The sequence below is a fragment of the Paenibacillus sp. Y930 genome (genome assembly GCF_056786375.1).
Window position 1 is genome coordinate 137,478 of sequence record NZ_JBXCIX010000003.1, and the last position, 20,027, is coordinate 157,504.

Consider the following 20,027-nt stretch of genomic DNA (forward strand, 5'->3'; position numbering starts at 1 on the left):
TATTCATCAAAACTCATCGATGACCATTAATTTATACATATCAAGATGAGGCTAGAGAATTAGATACTAATTCCATAGCGCAAACCAAATGAACACCATAGAAATCAGGAGGATATCACATTGAAAAAAAATTTAAGTTCAAGCAAGAAAAAGGGCTCATTTTTAAGTTCTATAAGGAATACATCGTTCTTCAGCAATTCCTTAACGATTAGAAATAAACTATATGTCTCATTTTTAGGTATTTTAATTATTCCACTCATCATACTTGGATTATTTTCATATCTCACTGCAAAAGAAGACATGTCTAGCTTAATCATTACCCATACGGAAAAAGAAATTAGTAACGTCAATAGAGAGTTAAATTCTCTAATCGAGGCCAGCATATCTGATTTGAATTACTTATCTGACACTGTAACAGGTGATATGGTATCTGGCTGGGAAAGTCCTATGCTGCATCAAATCTTTGATCCAATTAAGGCAGTAAAGAACGAATATGATCATGTACAATTCGCTACAACTGAAGGAATACTGCTTAACTCACCCCAACAAACCTTCGCCGATGGCTTTGATCCACGTGAACGTGGCTGGTACAAAGATGCATTGGCTAACAAAGGTGAAGTTCTAATTAATAGTCCTATCGTTTCACAGGATGGTAAAGTTATCGTTGTTCCATCTAAAGCCGTAGCTGATGAAAGTGGTGTTGTTAGTGTCGTACTAAGCCTAACTAATCTCGCCAATGATGTTAACGCCATTAAAATCGGTGAAAATGGATACGTAACGATTTTAGATACTACACATAAATATTTAACACATCCTAGTCTTGAAATTGGTAGTGAGGTTCAGGATCCATATATCCAGCAATTAAATGGTCAAGAAACTCAAATTATCGATTATATTTCTATAGAAGGTATTAAGAAAAAAGCAATTACGATTAAAAATCCTTATACAGGTTGGACCATTGTCGGTAGTATCGATATAAGCGAAATTGAAGCTGCAAGTAGAGGTACACTATATACAATGATTTTTGTGTTAATCGTTGCAATAATTGTTAGCACAATAATTGTCGTTTTCATTATTCGATCCATTACTTTACCACTTCGTAAGTTAGTAGCTGTAACTGATCGTATTGCAGAGGGCGATTTAACGAATACCATCCATTTCACGTCTAAGGATGAAATTGGATTTTTGTCTAATTCCATCAACAAAATGTCTGATAATCTACGCACGATTATTAGTCAGGTAGGTACAAATTCAGAGCTAGTCGCAGCGACCTCTAATCAGCTATCTATCAGCTCTGAGGAAACGCAGCGTACTGCTGAACATATCTCTCGTGCTATGCAAGAAATTGCAATTGGCGGGGAGCAACAAGTAAATAGTGCTAGTGATTTTACGAAAGCAATTACAGATATTTCTCTTGGTATGGATCAAGCAGCCGACTCTATCCAACACGTCTCTGACCTTGCTTCAACAATGAATCAAAAAGCAACACAAGGTAATACCGTGGTAGAAAAAACTGTGGAGCAAATGAATACAATTAACGAGACCGTTTCTTCTATATCTGTAATCATAGATGAGTTAGGCAGCCGTACGAATGAAATTGGTAATATCGTCAAGTTGATTTCAGATATTGCAACACAGACAAACCTACTTGCATTAAATGCTGCAATTGAAGCAGCACGTGCCGGTGAGCATGGTAAAGGATTCGCGGTTGTTGCAGATGAAGTGAGAAAGCTTGCTGTACAATCAGCAACAGCAGCTGGAAATATTACGTCATTAATCCAGCAAGTTCAAGATAAATCTGCCAACGCGGTTAAAGCAATGGCTCAAGGTAAGGTAGTTGTTGAAGAAGGTATTGAGATGGTATCATTAACAGGCTCTACGTTTAATGATATTGTTGTTTCAATCGGACGAGTAAACAATGAGACTCACGAAGTTACAACCATTGTGAATCAAGTAAATACAAGCTCTCAAGAAATGGTTTCACTCGCTGAGAATATCTCTAACATCGCTGAACAAGCTGCAAGTAATACACAAAATGTTGCAGCAGCTACAGAGGAACAAAGTGCTTCTATGGCTGAAACGGCTTCATCAGCAGAGGCTTTGAGTAAGATGGCTCAGGAACTCCAACAATCTATTCTTAAATTCAAAATGTAAATATTCATCAGTCTAGGACTCCTTTGAGAAAAGGAGTCCTTTTTTTGTGTATAAAGCAACTAAATGATTCGTCGTTGTCCCACAGTATGAGTAGTCATAAGCCTCTAGCGCATAGCCTTTCTCATAGAGTAAAATGTCTTCAAAGTACAATAGCATTTCAAAGCAAGCAACAATTAAAGTTGCAATTGCAGTACAGCCAGTGGCGATGCGGCGATAACGTGTGCAAAAAACGACTAAAGCAGAAAGGTTCCCTCGAAGCCCAAACTCTTTGTTCCAAAGTCTTCAATGCCAGTTGCTTCTGCACAGGCAGTTATAGTTCTACATGAATTGAAAAGTACTATAAAGCTGTCTAACTGTAAGTGAATAACTAAATGCTCCATTCACCATGATTCTGCGATGTATGTTTTTTGTTTGATATGGTTATTAAGGAAAATGGATGACTAGAAAGTAATTTTAGTTTTTCATTTGGTCCATATTATGATGAAGATAATTTGCATTCGGACAATTAAAGCAATCAGAAGGAAGAAATATTTATATATTCGTTATTGAAGGAGAAGTTTCACTTAATGGTGACATCACTTTGCTAAGAAGAGATGATGCACGTATTACAGACCTTCACGAACTGTCATTACGAGCAAAACAGGATTCCTTTTTCCTCTTAATTGATCTACCTGGAGGTGCGAATTAAATGTTATATGTTCGTCATACTGTTGGCAGTAGACTGTTTTATGAAACTACGGAGTACGATATATTAACAGTAGTTAATGGATGGGAAATTTCATTTAGAAGTGACAAAGATTCCGCAGCCACTTTATTAAAATTTCAAGATGAGCTAAATATCTTTCATGTAGAGGGTAATCTTTAGACCTGGTATTATTCCTCAGAAGGAAATGTAAGCTTAGTTGAATAAGAAAATAAAGTCCTGATTTCTGCCGATCACAAAACTGTCTATCCTGTGTAATTATCGTGTAGATCGTGCAGATTAGTTTTGTTCTCAACAAAGAACACCTTCAGTCATTAATCATCGTTTACGACATGATTAATGACTGAAGGTGTTTCTAGTTGTCTAAAGCAATTGATATTTTTTTATTCAACGAAACCCGCTACATCAAGCGAACGATGCTTAATTCTTGATTTTTCTACCGCTGTCCCTAACATATCAGCCACCTGACTCGATTGTTTTATGTTACGCAGCTTAAACTCCGAATGATTGGTGTCAGATGAAAACACGGTAATATCTCCAATGCCTATCATTCGCTCGAACAAACTCCTTTTAGTAGAAATATCTCTAACTCGGTACAGTCGAATTTCATCTCTGCGTTTTGTGAAAACACCTTTTTCAATGACAATACGAGACTCCGTAATTTCATATTTTGTGAAGCTAGGAAAGCCGAAATTGAACGGTTTTCCTTTCCACAACGATTCCTCCATATGTTTGCCCCTTTACCCCATTATAAAGCTTTAAGCACCACTCTGCTTCTACTTCATTTAATCTATAATACAATTGTTATGTTGATTTTATTACGATTACGACAATATATTGCTAAACGAACGTGAGAGAGGCAAGCTGCTACAAATAGAAAAGGAAGCCCTTCGGCTTCCTAATCTTGAGTATTTACTTCTATGATTCCTGATTAAGTTTCCATAAACGTAGCATAATAACAGCTGCTTCTGCTCTCGTGGCTATACCATTAGGATCGAATAGCTCACTTGCTCTGCCCTCGATTAGACCTCTAGTATAAACCGAATGTACATATCCAGCTGCCCAGGTCGGTATAGTTGTACTGTCCTTAAATGGCAATGTCCCTACAGCATTCGATTCCCACTTCATCGCTCTTGCAACTAAAGCGGTTAGCTCTGCTCGTGTTATTATTTGATCAGGTCTAAAGGTTCCATTCGGATACCCCTTTACGATGTCCTTCGTTACGGACGTAGCAATAATATCTCTTGCCCAAGCTGGAATCTCTCCCGCATCGCTAAAGTTGAGCTCTTCTGGTGATGCCTCTACTTCGATGCCAAGTGCTCGTAACAAGAGGGCTGTTGCTTCTGTACGTGTTATCGCTGCATTCGGTACGAATAGCGTTGAGCTTATCCCCTCTACGATACCTAAGCTTGACGCTTCACAAATATCTGCCATTGCCCAGTGTCCTATGAGATCAGTAAATGAACAAACAGCCACTTGCTCTTCAGCTACACGCGTAATCGTTACCGTATAACGCTTCTCAGTTCCATTTTCTGCTCGCACGAGTATAGTTACGATATTGTCTCCCAGCTGCAGAGCAAGCTTGATTGGTGACACAATCGTTGTTTGACCATAGCTTACACTTGCTGATGCATCAACTGCTTGTGCCTTTAACTTTAGCTCAGAAGCAGTTGTGGTCAACCCATAGCTAACCTTGGATGCGCTAAATACTGAATCTAGTGCTAGCAACTCATCTCCATTGCGAAGCTCTAGCACTGCTAAGTCAGCATTACTCGATAATACGTTAGATGATGTATTTCTAACGACACGAACTGTGCGAATAACCTCATCCGCTTCATTTCCGGCTGCATCAACAACATTGTACCTCACTTCATATTCGCCTAACTTCGTAGTATCTACATCATCTCGAATAACGATATTTCCGCTAATATTACCGTCGTAATTATCAGCAGCTGTAGCGCCGGAATCATCATATATTCGACCAGTATTTATTGTAATCAAATTTGATCCTTTCAATGTAATGACTGGTGGTGTTGTATCTATCCTCCATGTGTACGTCGCGGGAGTAGGATCAATAGCTCCATTATTAACTGCACGTACTGCTATCGTATGCGTGCCTTCTGCTAACTCGGTTAACGATAACAGACTATCACTCTCAACATAGGCAGCACCATCCAATGAATATTCAAATACATCACCATTCGCTGGTGTAGCACTAAACATAAAGTTCGCAGTTGTAGCATTAGTAATGGCTATAGGTGCGGTTTCAATCGTAGTGTCAGGAGCACTCGGTTCCCATTGTGCATATAGCATAGTATCTTCCATAAAATATATATAATCAATAGCATCATAGTGCTCGCCAGTACCATCTGATTCCGTATTCCAGCCGTTAAAAGTAAATCCATGCCTACTCCAACCATAAATGTTATCATTAACAGTTTCTAGAATCCCTAAATAATGTAAGTAATAGTGCTTACTATCATATAAGTTTTCAGCAGAAGCTTCTTCATTACTCGAGTAGGTTAAAAATGTATCCATTCCTTGAAGATAAGGATAACCAAAGTTATTTATAGGATCAATCTTCCATATCGTATCGAAATCCCAATCTACATATGAGGTAACTAGCTTCATATGTACTGTAGATAGTCCCAAACCTTTCTCACTATCCTGCTGTTCTGACGTTTCAAGATCATAATAACTGCTTGTCACAACACCTACTTCGTCATTCTCAACATTAAAACCAACTAAGCCACCAACTGAAGGAGCTCCATTTACGACACCAATAGCGTAACTATTCGTTATACTACCCTCAATATTCGTTCCAACTAAGCCGCCAACCTCATCTATACCTGTAACATCCCCATTAGCATAGCTATTGGATAAATCATTATTATCATTATCGCCTACCAAGCCACCAACAGAGTATTGACCTACTACTGAGCCTGTAGCACTACTCGTTGTGATGTCGCCATCGTTATCACCGACTAATCCACCAACATCTTCTTCTCCTGTAACATTACCGCTTGCCGTACTCTGAGAAATTTGACTATCATCATTACTGCCTACTAATCCACCGACATCACGGATACCTTTCACATCAGATTGAGATATACCCTTCGTAAGGCTTGAATCTTTCAGCTTCCCTACCAAGCCTCCAACATTCACTTCTCCTATAATGCTTCCATGAATAATAACATTTTTAATCTCGGATCCAGCATTAGTATTCCCTACTGCACCCCCTACATCATCTACACCAGTGACCGCGCCCTTAAATTCTCCATTACTAACTGAACCTCCAGCTTGTTGACCGATTAAGCCACCCACACTTTCATCACCATTAACCGCACCATAGAATGTTGAACTATTCATATTACCCTGATCTTGGTACCCAATAATTCCACCTATATAGCTCTGACCATTTACTTCGCGATCTTGAAGATTTTCTCGATCATCTGGATCCAATACTTGTGCTCCGGATATTTCCCCACTATTGTTGCCCACTATTCCACCGACATTGCTTACACCAGAGATCACACCATTGAAATACCAAACGTTCGATAATACTCCAGTATTTTCACCTGCTATACCACCCACATAATCTATTCCAACTATGTTTCCTGACATCGTATTACCAACCATACGTCCATTATTAATTGCTGCTAAACCTCCAACGTATAATTCGCCTACAATTGTCCCGTTATACTTTGAACTAACGAGATGATCATTATTCTTGCTAACGATACCTCCCACATAACTAGCACCTTCAATATGACCTGTAAAGGAGATAGTGCTCATGTTTCGCTCATTAAATACAACAACGCCCGCTACATAATTATCATTGCTCATAATTTCACCCGAAACATTAACATTCATAACCTCACCGTTATTAGTTACAGCAAGTACAGCAGATTTTTCTCCTGTTTTTAAATCTACTTCCACAAAATCAACGTATTTCACTAAACTAGTAGAACCAATCGTATGGATGAATGCTTGTTCCTCATTTAGTACTGAGTTATCCATATATAAATGACTAATCTGATGTGATCCTTCTTCACCATATTCATCACCGGAAATTGCTCCGTTAAGACTTCCTGTAAATGGATCTGTAGATGAGCCAATCGGTACCCAACCACCCATATCGTGATAATCACTTAAATCAATATTCGCGATTAGCCTATAATGGCTGTCTAGACCCGATCTTATCGCATCTAGTTGCTCTGCTGTCGCAATTAGATATGGGTCATCTGCTTCACCGCTCCCTCCAGCAAAGCTTACTGCTGCCTCTACTACTGAACCCGCTGGTACTACCCATCGAGGAATATCAATAAAAATTAATAACAATGCCAGCATAACCGTTAATGCTCGTTTACTCCATGAATTCAAGTCATTCACTCCCATTTATAAATTAAAAATCATGATGTCTACTCATAAGATCTATGATGAAAACAATCGATTATAATATAACATTGTTCAATGAAAGAATTATGAAAGAAACTGGTATTACTAGATCAACGGTGCAATCGGCATATTGTTACCCTTCACACAATACGCCTGCAATCTCATATCCAATTGTTTTACCTTGCTGAAGTTCTTCAGTCGAAGCGTTATATTCAAACTTCAAGCTTTCATGAACAATATCTGCACCAAGCTCGCGCAATTTGTTTTCAATGATGTCCACTGCTCCACAATAGTCGGCATAAGAGGTGTCACCAGATCCAAATACAGCAGCCTTTTTCCCGCTCAGATCAAGCTCTTCCATCTCCTCGTAAAAATCAAGAAACTCATCTGGCAGCTCTCCGTCCCCCCACGTATAAGCCCCAATGATAATACCGTCATATTGTAGCAAATCCGCTGCTTTAGCATCATATGCGTCTTTTCGTACAACCTCTATACCAGCTGCCTTCACTCCACTTTCAATAAGCTCAGACATTTCTTCCGTATTACCTGTCAAGCTGGAATAAACAATAATAACTTTAGTCATGCCATTTCCCCCTCAAAGCGCTCTAAGTTTATGATAATGATTATCAATATCATATTTTCATCATAGAGGTTCTTTCTTTAACTTTCAAGAGCAATCGGCATGTACAGCAGTAATTTCCCTTTATTATTGACTAACTTATGGCGCGAATTAAAAAGGGGAAAGCCTTCGGCTCCCCCAAAATCTTATACTTACCAATAATCTACCCTCCTATAGCTGTAAAAGAAGAGGCGAAAGCATTTCTTAACTGGATGGTTAGCTCACCAGAAGGTCAACGTTATATTACTGAAGAATTCAAATTCATCCCTGCATTTACGAATATTGATGCAGAGGTAGCTGGCATTATGGAATAACTCAAATAGGGACTTGTCAATGTGACAAGTCCCTATTTGTACGTGATAACGCTATTTGATCATTTGTGGGAACTGCTTAATTATTCCGTCAACAAGCATATCTGCGAACATAACCATATGGTCTTTGCCCTTATCGAATGCAACAATATCTGCTTTCCAATCTTTATTCAATCTAGCTACAACTTTATCTGTAATAGATTGCAAGTGAACGTACATCATATCTTTCAATGCCTTTTCTGAGTAATTGGGGTTAATAGAACTTAAATACGCTGCAATAGCATCCGCATTTTGATACCATAGCTTATTACTTTTTTCAAAATCAGCTTTATTTCCGCTTTTGGCTGCCCCAACCACTTGTCCTGCTATTTCAATATGTTCTCTTAGAAGCTTAGCCAGTTTATCGCCAACTTCATCGCCATAAAAAGGCTTAATTGAATTCCCGATGTCATCTTGATTTTTCATTAGTCTCGCTAATACGTCTGACTTGTCGTCAAGATCAGCTAGATCACTAACAATAAAATTTCTCGTCCATAGCACATGATCGATCCACAGCTCTCTCTCCGCCATTCTCAACTCGCAGGTAGCTTTATTGGTAATTATCCCGTTAGAATCGACGCCCGCGGAAACGGTAGCTTTAATGGACACTAGCGCTAATGCCATTACAAACATCATGATTACTGTATTTCTTACTATTTTTATCATCGTAAATCACCCCCTTTGTAATAATTCTCCAGTTTATTATGAGCTAAGGAAGTATTTGTTATACATAAAATACTGTTCACCTCAAAACTATTGTACAATTACTACTATTAGCTACGCTTTAATTCAATTTTTCAAAGCTTACTATTTTATTCTATATTTGGGGGAATTCCTAGTGATGAACATGAAACTCTTCTTAAATCAAGTTACTGTTATCAGCGTTACTGCTACTTTGGCAATATCGCTAGTCTGTCCATCGATAGCGTTGGGCGCTTCTAGTAATGTACAAGATGCAGTATCAGCAAGAACAGAACAACAATTATTCGAAAAGTGGCGTCAATATCTACCTTTGGACATCGACAAATCAAAGCTGTTCGAAGTTACTCCACAACTATCTACTCCATATAGTGCCGGCAAGCTGTCTCAAAATATGTTACTAGATGGGTTAAATGCTACTAATTTTGCAAGATACTTGGCTGGCTTACCAGATGATATTACACTTGACTACTCGATTGCCGAGCAACAACAAGCAGGTGCTATTATTAATGCCAAAAACGGATCTTTAACCCATTACCCCAACAAACCAAATGATATGAGCGAATTTTTCTATGAACTTGCATCAACTTCTGCTAGATCTAGTAACCTCTCAGCAGGACGAGATACATTGTATGACACTGTATTCTATGGATATATGTCTGACAATGGAAATAATAATCTGGATTCTGTAGGACATCGTCGTTGGATTCTTAATCCTCAAATGCAGAAAACAATGTTTGGTTTTGTAGTTGATTCATCATCTGCTTATGGTTCCTATTCATCGATGTCTTCATTTAACAAGGATCGCGATATTAATGAAGTACAGTATGATTATATCGCATGGCCATCTGCTGGTATTTTCCCAACAGAAATATTACGTCCATCTGATCCTTGGTCAGTTTCCTTACATACTGATATATATGATAAGAGTAATGTATCAGACATCAAAGTTACATTAACTCGAGAGCGCGATCAGAAGGTTTGGAATTTCGATTCTACTGATCGTGATTACGCTGGTGATTTCTTCAATGTTAGTTTGAGTGGTTATGGTATTAATTTTGCAATTATTTTCCGTCCAGGTAATATTGACTCTTATGAAGATGAGGATAAGTTTACTGTTAAAATTACTGGCTTGCATACTTTAGCGGGTGAATCAACTTCACTGTCCTATACAACTTCATTGGTTCAATTGCAATCGAAATACATCAATGCTTCAACTCGATATATGTTACCAGGACAGAATATGCAGTTCCCAGTAGATGGAACTGCTACTCGCTACAAATCTTCTGATCCAAGTATCGTTAGCGTTAACAGTAGCGGAGTAGTAACTGCTCATAAAGAGGGCTATACCTATATTACAGTTGATGGATATTTGTACTCTAATAATAGTACGATTGATATCCAAGTTATGAGTAAACCTGAGGCGCCAATTCATTCATGGGCACAATCAAGCATTCAAGACGCTAATAAATACGGTTTGCTTAACTTCAATCCGTATTACTATGATCTATCAGCATCTGTTACTAGACAACAATTTGTCTCCTACGTCGTAGGACTTCTTACAGCAATGGATCCAACGATTGACCTTTATAATTACTTTGATGCAACTTCGCCATTTACCGATGTATATGACGGCAGTCAGGAAATCATCTGGGCTTATGAGCATAACATTATTAATGGAACAGGCAACGGTAAGTTTTCACCGGATGCAACCATTTCGAGAGAGCAAGCTGCGTCATTATTAATGAAAGTATACAATTATCTTGAGGGGAACTTGAAGGGTGGCAATGCTCCAGTCTTTAGTGACGATGCGAAAATTTCTACATGGGCTCGTTCATCTGTCACACAAGCTGCTGAATTATCGATTATGGGCGGGGTATCTGCTACCAAATTTGATCCACTAGGGAAATACTCTCACGAGCAAACAATTGTAACGATGGTGCGCTTATTCAATATGTTAGGCACTAATTAATCACTGATAGGCTATGAATGGCATGCTAATAACCAAAAAGGGGTGCCAATGGCACCCCTTTTCACTGTTAGTATTGTTCTAATGTACTATTTATTCTACTCTATTATTATGATATTAGGTGATCACTTACTTAACGCTGCTAATTTATTACTTTAGAACTATTAGCATCATTATAGTTGGAATTGACTCTAATTTCAACCATTTTCTTTCATTTACGACAATTTTGTCGTTATTTAGCAAATCGATGATTACCAATCGTATCTACTACAGTAAGACTAGACCAATAAGACCCTGTGGAATATTTCGGATTGAAGAAGTATACGGCGCCCTCTACGTTGTCCTTGCCGTTCAAAGCATCCTTAGTCGCTTGTAATACACTTGCATTAGGCTTTGCCTTAGCAAGTAAGCCATTATGGGCTGGTGGGAACTGGCTGCCTGCATAGATGACTGATTTAATCGTATCTGGGAAATCAGAGCTCGCTACGCGGTTCAATATAACGTTAGCTACTGCTAGTTGTCCTTCATAGGATTCATAGCCTGATTCAACTTGAACGATCTTCGCAAGTAATTGATATTCTTCATTTGTATATTCTTTTGCTTTCTTATCAAGAATGGATGGCAATATGACTGCTAGCTTCATCCCATTCTTAATTTGATTCTTCGAGGAAAATCCATTGCGCTTCACTACTTCTGCTTGCGTCAATTTATGCTTGGCACTAATGACTGCTAATGAATTTTCATCACTTACGACTTCAAGTGGTACACTCGTTAACGTCAATACCTTCTTGTCATTATCCCAAACCGTCGTAGCATGTGTAATTTCAGCTAGATAACGAACTGGAACGTATAATCGACTATCATACAGGTATGGTACTGCATCAATCGTGTACCGTTGATCATTAAAGTATACGGTTGGTACACCGTCACCAAATACTACCTCATCATCGCTTTTGGTAACTACTGTTGCTTCTTGCGAATTAGAATCCCAGCTTGCTGAAGCACTTAATGATTTTGTTACTAACCCAATAGGTAAATACATTCTACCGTTCACCATATGTAGTGGAGATTCAAGTTCAAAGGAACTACCATTCATGATCACTTTCGCATTTTCAACTTCTCGCTCATCTGCTGCGGATACTGAAAATGGAACTACAGTAAGTAGGGCAATTGCTACAATTGCTAGCAGGCTTAATCTGCTTACTTTCATTATAATTTTTAACATAAGTCCTCCCGACTAATCTTTTTTGTTGCATGAGGTAATGTATGTTAAGCATTATAGCATAGCATTGTAGCGCATTTTCATTAGGATTTTTACATAGATGAAGATTAGATGAAGATGAATGTTGTGTTTTTCATGACCTTGCTCACTCGTATTTATTCAATAAATCTGCGAAATCCCTTGTCACGCCTACAGTCCTCCGTTTACTAATTAACAACAATCTGCTTCACAAAAAAGGCTTATTTCATTTATAATTTTTCATGAAAAATGTGAAAATTAAATGCAATTGGAATCAATTACTGTTGTTATCCCTCCAAAAACACTGTAATTATGAGAGACCTCTGACCTTCTAAATTGTCTTATGGACTTATTTTCTTAATTTGATAACATTAAAGATGACCCCCGTTCACGCTGGCTGGAGGGTCTCTTAATGCTAAAGTTTAATCTTCCAATATGTTCCAATCTATGCGAAGCTAGAATCACTAACGCAAAAGGATTAAAAGGTACAGCAACAACTTTAAGGAGGAATTGAATATGTCACAAGCAAGTAATGTTAATTTATTGCAGTATATGGTAAGTATCGGGGAGGTAATCTACTATGAACCATAGTGTAGAATGGGAAGCGCAGAAGCAACAATATGAAGCGCAACTGGTCATTATAGAAGAACTACGCAGCAAGCAACTAGAGAAATATATATTAAAGCATAGCGGTCTTTCCAAAGATCTCGAACAATTGCTAGAAAGATATATGCATGAAATCAAGAAACTGCTTACCCTTCCCACAGCACCTCAAGAACAGCTTGTAATGCTGAATACAATTATTGAAATTGAATATGTAGAAGATGGCTTTATCGATACCTATTGTGTTGTAGCACCAGATGAGATTGACCCCGAGCAAGGAAAGATTTCATTGCTTTCACCTGTTGGCAGTCAGCTATTACTTGTTCCATTACATGAGCAAATCCAGCTTTCGACACCAGCAGGAATGATGACGATTCGTGTCATAAGCATCAAGCGACAAGTAGACTAACCATCTCTACAAATAACGACAAAGGCAAGCTCATTTTCGCTAGAATTTGAGCTTGCCTTTATTAATAGAGTAAGTTCTATTCATCATTCGATACCGATTAATCTTTCCGCATCCCATCGTTATCGAAGTCTGCGCGTTGAACTACCCATTGCTCGTTTTTCGACTCTACCTGTGCATGATAGATGCGATCTACATGTTCCATTAACTTATCGATATAATCTGTTTCTTCTTTACTTAGAATACTCGGAAACAGCGCTGGATCAAGTGTATCGCGACCCTTTTCGAACAGCTGCAACTTCTCATTTTCTTCCTCGGTCATATTTTCTGTCGCTTTCATCGTTATATCCGCAATCATACTAAATAACGATAATCCAACTGTAATAGCCTCCTCGGAAGTGTGAGATATACCTTGTAGTTGAAGCTCCAATATTTGCGATAGTAGCATCACCATTGTCATTTCTAGTTCAAGCTTCTCTTCCATTTGTTGATCATCTTGAAATATGACGTTCACTAATTCTCTTGGTAAATGTGTAAGCAAGTGCTCGCGTTGCTTATTCTCGTTCTGTAAATTATGAATCATTAATAGCAGGAGCCCTGCAGAAATTGAATCAACCTGCGAAGTTATCTTTTTCACCCGATCAAGGGATGCAATAATTCCATTAAGCTCATCTCGCTTTTTCACAAGCCATTCATGCTGCTGATCGAACACTTCAGCCATAGATACTTTCTCGTCAGCCAAAGTATCTGCTATCTCCTCTAATGAGAAATTCAAATACTTCATCGTCAATATTTTTTGGAGTTGAATGAGATCTTCCTTTGAATAATAACGATATCCGCCATCTTCGCGTAAGGACGGCTTCAATAATCCCTTCTTATCGTAATAACGTAATGTTCTCTCTGTCACACCTGTCAATTTGGCAAATTGTCCGATTCGATACATAGCATCCGCCTCCAAATGATCTATTTGTCTTCATTATAAAGGTTGACGTAACGTCAAGCTCAATATAATTATTATGAAATTCATTTATTATCGTTTAGCGAAAGTTAACGAAATGGAAAAAAGGTATGAGTTTCAGCGCCGGCGGCACTTTCCACACATACCTTTATTCTTGTTTCTATTAAACCGCAGTTAGACGATATACACAGCTTTGGAAGTCGCCAAAGAACTGAGGAACAGGATGACCTGCATACATCAATTGATCTCCGGCAAATACGCCGCCATTCTGACCTTCTAAGCGATATGTCTTATTAGGATCAAGCCCTTGAAGACGGAAGCGACCAATTGCACCGTTAGGTTCTTGTAATACTTTCACATATACAACAAAAGCTTCGGTCTTATCCTTAGAAACGAACATCCAAGACGTTTCGTTACCTTCAAATGGACTTAATAGACGATAGAAGTCACCGAATGAAACGATTGGACGGATATCTTTACAAAGCTCAATTTGCTCTTTCACAAGCTCTTTCTCTTCATCAGAGAACTTAGATAGATCAAGCTCATATCCAAAGTTACCAGATAGCGCTACATTACCTCTTGTCTCAAGCGAAGTCATGCGATTCACTTGATGATTCGGTACTGCCGATACATGCGCCCCCATCGAACTTACTGGATATACGATACTTGTACCATATTGAATTTTCAGACGAGATATCGCATCACTATTATCACTTGTCCATGTTTGTGGCATGTAATATAGCATACCTGCATCAAAACGACCACCGCCACCAGAACAAGATTCAAATAGTATATGCGGGAATGCTGTCGTAATACGCTCCATAACATTGTATAGTCCAAGCATATAACGGTGAGCCGTTTCACGTTGACGATCTGCTGGTAGTTGAGCTGAACCAATTTCCGTCATATTACGATTCATATCCCATTTCACATACGTAATTGGGGCGCTAGCAAGCACTTCAGAAATCGTCTCTATAATATAGTTTTGAACATCTTCACGAGAAAAATCAAGAACAAGCTGATTTCTAGCTTCAGTACGACGACGGCCATCTACATGTAGACACCAGTCTGGGTGATTGCGATATAACTCACTTTCAGGTGAGATCATCTCAGGCTCGAACCAAAGACCAAATTCTAATCCAAGATCACGTACTTTTTTCGCGATCCCGCCAAGTCCATTAGGCAGTTTGTTACGATCAACGAACCAATCTCCTAGTGAAGTCGTATCGTTATCACGTTTGCCGAACCAACCATCATCAAGTACGAATAGCTCAATACCGAGTTCTTGTCCTGCTTGTGCAATAGCTTCGATTTTCTCTTCATTAAAGTCGAAGTATGTTGCTTCCCAGTTGTTCACTAGAATTGGACGAACTTTATCGCGGAACTCACCACGAGTTAGACGACTACGATAGAGATCATGGAAACGACGTGACATGCCACCGATACCTTCATGAGAGTGTACCATTACAACTTCTGGCGCTTGGAATGATTCACCTGCTTCAAGTTTCCAGTTGAAATCGAATGGATTAATCCCCATAAATAGGCGAGAATGCAAGTAAGGATCTACTTCAACACCAGCAATAAAGTTACCACTGTATACAAAGTTAACGCCGTATACATCGCCATGTTGCTCCGTTGCCCCTTCACTAACTAGCGCAATAAATGGATTTTGCACATGACTACTTGACCCACGACGACTTTCGATCGATTGCATCCCTGGCTCTAGCTTGCGACGATGAATATAGCGTTCACGCACCCATGAACCAGATAGTTGAAGCATTTCGTAGTTATAGCTTGGCATATCTACGTTCATACTTAGCGCACGATTCAAGTTCAATACATCTGTACCTTCATTACGATATTGTACAGAACGTGTAATAGCACTGAAATCACGGAACGCCGTATAGGATAGCACAATAACTGCATTCGTTAGTTGATCACGAAGTGTAATGAATAAGGTTTGAGCTTCATCATCAGCTTCAGCATATACGCTTGGTAGACCATCAAGCTTCGGCTTACCATTCACAATTTCATAAGACTCATAGCGGAAATCAGTAACCGTGCTACCGTTTGGCAGCTCAAATTGATAAGCCGGCGTACGGAAATCAGAATCACCATAAGCAGGTAGCTCCTGTTGTAGTGTATCTAATGAATATTCAAGTTGCTCGAGATCAGTGCTTGGCGTGAATGAAGGTCTTATATTGATCTGATACAAACCATCTAGATGCTCGCCCGATACTTTACGTCCCCAATAAATATGAGCAATATGACCTTGATTCGTAATTTTAACTGCATAGCTAGTGTCCTGCGATTGTAGATGAAATACTTTTGTTACGTCGTTATATGAGATCATATTTTACACTCCTAAAATTTTTTATTGACTACTAGATATACTTCCTGCAAATAAAAAATACATCGAAAGCATAAACTTAATTTTTATTATTGTTCATACAGCTATTCCGTTCCACAAATGTCGTATTCAGCTTCACTTGCATCGCCACATTACGACCTTCCATTCGCTCAACGAGCATCTTCACTGCGGTTTCGCCTAATAGTTCCGTATGAGCATGTACAGTTGATAATGGTGGATTAACAAATGCTGCAAGTTCAATATCATTGAAGCCAATGATCGACATATCTTGCGGTACCGATATCCCAGCTTCATGCAACGCATGCAATGCCCCAACTGCCATATTGTCACTTGCGATAAGACAAGCAGATGGTCGATCACCTCGCATGAGTATACGTTGCATTGCTTCGTATCCACCTTGCGAGGACCAATCATCCACCCACTCCACACAAGCATAATAATGCCCATATTCGCGCATCATCCGAGTATAAGCAACATAACGATGCTCCTCAGAGCGTCTTAACAAATGACGGTCACGTAAAGAATGAACCCACTCTACTCCACCGATAAATCCGATCTTCTCATGACCTAAACTTGTTAAATATTGATACGATGTGCGAATAGCTCCATCAAAATTGAGATGAACAGAATCAAAATCTAATAACTCTTCACCATGGTTGACGAACACTATTCGATCAGGATGAGGATAAATATCCAGTACATCTTGCACTTCAATCGAACCTACAACTAACAAGCCATCAAGTTCCTCTGCTTCTTCAATTGCCGTTGTAAAATCCCCGCGAATGACTTTCGTAATGGATATCCCCAACTGTTCACAATGAATTTCTATCCCTCTACGAACAGCGGCGAAGTATGGATCATCCTTCTCGTCCTCTGCTGTTGACCAGAACAACAAGCCAATTTGCAATGTTGAGCGTTTCATTTCTTGCTTTAGCTTCTTCAATCTTTGTGGCTTATAATCTAGCTCCTCAGCAATTGCAAATATACGCTCACGAGTTTCTACACTTGTACTAAGCGTTGTATCATTATTGAGCACACGAGATACTGTTGCTGTCGACACTTCAGCTAGTTGTGCGATTTCGCGAATAGTAGCGATATGATCACCCCTTTCTATATTAGATATCGTCTGTCATCATCACGATTATGTTTAGTTAATAAATTTACTTAACAAATTATATATTTATCATACTCGATGAATGGTTCTTATTCAAGCACAAAAAGAGCTGAATTCAACATTAGCTTTTCTGCTTACGTTGAATTCGCTCCTGTAATCTATCTACCATCACATATTCTAATTAGTTCTCACAATCATTCCTTCATATAATGCTTTAATTTATGAAGTTCTTCGCGTAATTGTTGCTCCGTTTTACCTTCAATTGAAATACCTTGGGATTTCGCAAATTCACGAATTTCCTCTAGCTTCTTCGCGCGAAATTTTTGTTTGAACATTTCCCATTTCTCAGGTTGTTCATTCTTTGCCTTTTCGATTTCAACTCTTAATTCCTTCGCAGATTTCCCCTCTGTTTCAATCTCGAAGTAATTAGCTAGCCTTTTCAGCTTATCCAACTTATGCGCCTGCAATTGTTCCTTACTCATATGTTTATGTTTATGTTGATGTGAAGATTGCTGTTGATCCTCGCTACTATTACTTTGTTTTCCCTCTAGTTGCGTAGTTGCGCCGTTACTTTTAATATCATTAGCTGCAGCTCCTATACTCGGAGCTAACCAACATAGTGATAACAAACTAAGCGCGATAATTAACATTGAAAATTTCATATTCCATGCTCTCTTCATTAGTAACCTTCCTCCAGTAATCTTAGTTGTCATTATCATACTGTAGCTAAGTATTCCCAATTGAGTTAAGTATAATCACCATGAGATGACATGGAAATCTATCCGCGCTCCTTCCGTACGCCTAGTCCTCTTGCTCAAGTAATACTAATTGTTGCTTGAGCCATGCTTTATCAAAGTGTTCACCAATAAACACTGCAACATCATGCACTCCACCTTGTGGATCAATTCGCATAAAATCAGATTCGCGATAAGCAAACTGAAACAAAAATCTACTCGGAATATCACGAAATGTAACGATGCCTTTTGCCCGATAAATATTTGCTGGCAAATCTGCAAGCCATTGTTCAAATATCTCACTATTAGGCTGACCTTTCCAGTAATGCGTATAAGCCATAACATGCGTATGATCACTATGTTCATGATGATGCTCTCTTAATAATTGTAATGACTGTGGTTGCTCTAACTGCGCGCCCTCCAATAACCATTGCCAATGATTAAGCCGACAATGATCGGTCGTAATAATATCTGCATATTCATTAAGATCTCGCAACGTTTGCTCAGCTTCAACAACTTTCTCCGGATCTAGACGATCACATTTATTCAATATAATTAAGCTTCCGCAACGGATTTGATCCTGCATTAAGCGATATGTAGCATCCTTTACTAATCTAGAACGATCAAGTAAATGTTCTCCGTCAACAACAGTAATAACAGATTGCAATTTTACATGCTTGTACATCGACGTTTCCGTAATCGCATCAATCGTTTCCATCGGATGTGCTGCACCAGTAGATTCTACAATAATAAGGTCAGGAGAATACTGTTGTAGTAGTTGATTAAGCTCCAATGATAAATCTCCACGCATGCTGCAGCAAATACAACCTCCAAGCACTTCTGCCATCGCAACATCCCGTTTCACAAGCTGTCCATCAAAGTTAACTTCACCTAATTCATTCATTAATACAGCGGGTGTTAAACCCGCAGCCTGTGCGTTTTCCACAATCTGTGTAAGTAAAGTCGTCTTGCCACTTCCTAGAAATCCAGATAATAAGTATATTGGAACAATTTTTTGAGTGTTCATTAGTAATAACCTTCTTTTCTATTGTAAATGTATTACTTTCATTATATAACAACTTCTTCAATCTTTTCATTGCCTTCCGAAAGTAACATCATTTAGATGGAAAGTTATATCGGAAGTATTCACAATAGGAAAAAAACCTATGAGTGATTTCTCACCCATAGGTTTTTTCGAGGCCCGCGCAGCGCGTATTAGCAAACACAACTGATAATTACTAGAAGGATGAATAGAACAAGAATCCAACTTATGTTAAATCCACCACAACCTCCGACATTGCCGTACGAATGATTAGCTCCACCTGAAACATTAGCAGCATAATTCATAACTGTCATCTCCTTTAAGTTAAGGTACACCATATCATATGTAATTCAAGTGATTTGGATTGGGCCAGCGCCTAATAGACTCATCCCAATCAACATTTCCGCTCCAGCCTATCTTTTCAATTCTTCAGATATACCCAGACCTTTTGCTACGATGATGCATAGATTATTAGTGTAGTCACTACTTGAGGAGGTGCATGTTATATGTCAGGAATCGTTGGTGGAAGAAATAATGGCTTTGCATTTATTTTGGTGCTATTCATCTTGTTAGTTGTAATTATTTGTTGCTGCAATAGTTTCTAATAAAAAGTAGCCATTAACAGGTCATGAAAAAACAAACAAATGCTAGGTGATCCCGTTGATCA

16 protein-coding genes and 1 pseudogene are annotated in these 20,027 nt (G+C 38.7%); 7 read left to right on the plus strand and 10 right to left on the minus strand.

The window, feature by feature from the left end; genetic code table 11:
• The first annotated feature begins 120 nt into the window (after positions 1-120).
• The 3 genes and pseudogenes from AC1TO5_RS09705 to AC1TO5_RS09715 all read left to right on the plus strand — a co-directional run bounded on the left by AC1TO5_RS09705 (position 121) and on the right by AC1TO5_RS09715 (position 3,019).
• A complete protein-coding gene (locus AC1TO5_RS09705; RefSeq protein ID WP_482062611.1) occupies positions 121-2,154 on the plus strand; it encodes a methyl-accepting chemotaxis protein in 2,034 nt (677 codons plus the stop codon).
• Between the two features lie 520 nt (positions 2,155-2,674).
• Positions 2,675-2,842 (plus strand): annotated as a pseudogene (locus tag AC1TO5_RS09710) (pirin family protein); the annotation flags it as partial.
• Entirely contained in the window at positions 2,843-3,019 is a 177-nt protein-coding gene (locus AC1TO5_RS09715) for a hypothetical protein (RefSeq protein WP_482062612.1), read from the plus strand.
• 221 nt (positions 3,020-3,240) lie between these two features.
• Here the strand turns inward: AC1TO5_RS09715 and AC1TO5_RS09720 are convergent, their stop codons facing one another.
• The 3 genes from AC1TO5_RS09720 to AC1TO5_RS09730 all read right to left on the minus strand — a co-directional run bounded on the left by AC1TO5_RS09720 (position 3,241) and on the right by AC1TO5_RS09730 (position 7,838).
• Positions 3,241-3,585 carry a PH domain-containing protein gene (locus AC1TO5_RS09720; protein WP_482062613.1) on the minus strand — a complete coding sequence of 115 codons (345 nt, stop codon included), beginning with the start codon at positions 3,583-3,585 and terminating at the stop codon, positions 3,241-3,243.
• Between the two features lie 190 nt (positions 3,586-3,775).
• On the minus strand, positions 3,776-7,240 hold the full coding sequence (locus tag AC1TO5_RS09725) for an S-layer homology domain-containing protein (RefSeq protein WP_482062614.1): 3,465 nt from the start codon (positions 7,238-7,240) through the stop codon (positions 3,776-3,778).
• A gap of 148 nt (positions 7,241-7,388) precedes the next feature.
• Positions 7,389-7,838 carry a flavodoxin gene (locus tag AC1TO5_RS09730; protein WP_482062615.1) on the minus strand — a complete coding sequence of 150 codons (450 nt, stop codon included), beginning with the start codon at positions 7,836-7,838 and terminating at the stop codon, positions 7,389-7,391.
• 137 nt (positions 7,839-7,975) lie between these two features.
• On the opposite strand from AC1TO5_RS09730, the gene AC1TO5_RS09735 reads away from it, so the two are divergent.
• Positions 7,976-8,188, plus strand: coding sequence for a hypothetical protein (locus AC1TO5_RS09735; RefSeq protein WP_482063122.1), 213 nt, complete (start codon positions 7,976-7,978; stop codon positions 8,186-8,188).
• A 51-nt stretch (positions 8,189-8,239) separates the two neighbouring features.
• Here AC1TO5_RS09735 and AC1TO5_RS09740 read toward each other — a convergent pair whose 3' ends face one another.
• Entirely contained in the window at positions 8,240-8,890 is a 651-nt protein-coding gene (locus AC1TO5_RS09740) for a glycosyltransferase (protein WP_482062616.1), read from the minus strand.
• Between the two features lie 175 nt (positions 8,891-9,065).
• Here AC1TO5_RS09740 and AC1TO5_RS09745 point away from each other — a divergent pair, with 175 nt between their 5' ends.
• The gene (locus tag AC1TO5_RS09745) at positions 9,066-10,895 is read left to right on the plus strand and encodes an S-layer homology domain-containing protein (protein WP_482063102.1); all 1,830 of its coding nucleotides are present in this window, start codon (positions 9,066-9,068) and stop codon (positions 10,893-10,895) included.
• 229 nt (positions 10,896-11,124) lie between these two features.
• Here the strand turns inward: AC1TO5_RS09745 and AC1TO5_RS09750 are convergent, their stop codons facing one another.
• Positions 11,125-12,117 (minus strand): cell wall hydrolase, encoded by a 993-nt coding sequence (locus tag AC1TO5_RS09750; protein WP_482062617.1) that lies wholly within the window; start codon positions 12,115-12,117, stop codon positions 11,125-11,127.
• A 595-nt stretch (positions 12,118-12,712) separates the two neighbouring features.
• Between AC1TO5_RS09750 and AC1TO5_RS09755 the strand changes: the two genes are divergently transcribed.
• Positions 12,713-13,144, plus strand: coding sequence for a GreA/GreB family elongation factor (locus tag AC1TO5_RS09755; protein WP_482062618.1), 432 nt, complete (start codon positions 12,713-12,715; stop codon positions 13,142-13,144).
• A 97-nt stretch (positions 13,145-13,241) separates the two neighbouring features.
• Here AC1TO5_RS09755 and AC1TO5_RS09760 read toward each other — a convergent pair whose 3' ends face one another.
• The 5 genes from AC1TO5_RS09760 to AC1TO5_RS09780 form a co-directional block, all read right to left on the minus strand.
• A complete protein-coding gene (locus tag AC1TO5_RS09760) occupies positions 13,242-14,084 on the minus strand; it encodes a MerR family transcriptional regulator (RefSeq protein ID WP_482062619.1) in 843 nt (280 codons plus the stop codon).
• Between the two features lie 178 nt (positions 14,085-14,262).
• Positions 14,263-16,452 (minus strand): alpha-galactosidase, encoded by a 2,190-nt coding sequence (locus tag AC1TO5_RS09765; RefSeq protein ID WP_482062620.1) that lies wholly within the window; start codon positions 16,450-16,452, stop codon positions 14,263-14,265.
• A 76-nt stretch (positions 16,453-16,528) separates the two neighbouring features.
• Positions 16,529-17,593 carry a LacI family DNA-binding transcriptional regulator gene (locus AC1TO5_RS09770; RefSeq protein ID WP_482063103.1) on the minus strand — a complete coding sequence of 355 codons (1,065 nt, stop codon included), beginning with the start codon at positions 17,591-17,593 and terminating at the stop codon, positions 16,529-16,531.
• Between the two features lie 185 nt (positions 17,594-17,778).
• Positions 17,779-18,264, minus strand: coding sequence for a hypothetical protein (locus AC1TO5_RS09775; protein ID WP_482062621.1), 486 nt, complete (start codon positions 18,262-18,264; stop codon positions 17,779-17,781).
• A gap of 121 nt (positions 18,265-18,385) precedes the next feature.
• Positions 18,386-19,345 carry a CobW family GTP-binding protein gene (locus tag AC1TO5_RS09780; protein WP_482062622.1) on the minus strand — a complete coding sequence of 320 codons (960 nt, stop codon included), beginning with the start codon at positions 19,343-19,345 and terminating at the stop codon, positions 18,386-18,388.
• A 521-nt stretch (positions 19,346-19,866) separates the two neighbouring features.
• Here AC1TO5_RS09780 and AC1TO5_RS09785 point away from each other — a divergent pair.
• The gene (locus tag AC1TO5_RS09785; protein WP_482062623.1) at positions 19,867-19,965 is read left to right on the plus strand and encodes a dihydroorotate dehydrogenase; all 99 of its coding nucleotides are present in this window, start codon (positions 19,867-19,869) and stop codon (positions 19,963-19,965) included.
• The last annotated feature ends 62 nt before the right edge of the window (positions 19,966-20,027 follow it).

Excerpts from the sequence above, each read along its gene's own strand:
- AC1TO5_RS09775 (WP_482062621.1), bottom strand. The coding sequence starts at position 18,264 with ATGAAGAGAGCATGGAATATGAAATTTTCAATGTTAATTATCGCGCTT.
- AC1TO5_RS09755 (WP_482062618.1), top strand. The coding sequence starts at position 12,713 with ATGAACCATAGTGTAGAATGGGAAGCGCAGAAGCAACAATATGAAGCG.
- AC1TO5_RS09730 (WP_482062615.1), bottom strand. The coding sequence starts at position 7,838 with ATGACTAAAGTTATTATTGTTTATTCCAGCTTGACAGGTAATACGGAA.
- AC1TO5_RS09750 (WP_482062617.1), bottom strand. The coding sequence starts at position 12,117 with ATGTTAAAAATTATAATGAAAGTAAGCAGATTAAGCCTGCTAGCAATT.
- AC1TO5_RS09740 (WP_482062616.1), bottom strand. The coding sequence starts at position 8,890 with ATGATAAAAATAGTAAGAAATACAGTAATCATGATGTTTGTAATGGCA.
- AC1TO5_RS09745 (WP_482063102.1), top strand. The coding sequence starts at position 9,066 with ATGAACATGAAACTCTTCTTAAATCAAGTTACTGTTATCAGCGTTACT.
- AC1TO5_RS09780 (WP_482062622.1), bottom strand. The coding sequence starts at position 19,345 with ATGAACACTCAAAAAATTGTTCCAATATACTTATTATCTGGATTTCTA.
- AC1TO5_RS09760 (WP_482062619.1), bottom strand. The coding sequence starts at position 14,084 with ATGTATCGAATCGGACAATTTGCCAAATTGACAGGTGTGACAGAGAGA.
- AC1TO5_RS09735 (WP_482063122.1), top strand. The coding sequence starts at position 7,976 with ATGGCGCGAATTAAAAAGGGGAAAGCCTTCGGCTCCCCCAAAATCTTA.
- AC1TO5_RS09765 (WP_482062620.1), bottom strand. The coding sequence starts at position 16,452 with ATGATCTCATATAACGACGTAACAAAAGTATTTCATCTACAATCGCAG.
- AC1TO5_RS09785 (WP_482062623.1), top strand. The coding sequence starts at position 19,867 with ATGTCAGGAATCGTTGGTGGAAGAAATAATGGCTTTGCATTTATTTTG.
- AC1TO5_RS09715 (WP_482062612.1), top strand. The coding sequence starts at position 2,843 with ATGTTATATGTTCGTCATACTGTTGGCAGTAGACTGTTTTATGAAACT.
- AC1TO5_RS09720 (WP_482062613.1), bottom strand. The coding sequence starts at position 3,585 with ATGGAGGAATCGTTGTGGAAAGGAAAACCGTTCAATTTCGGCTTTCCT.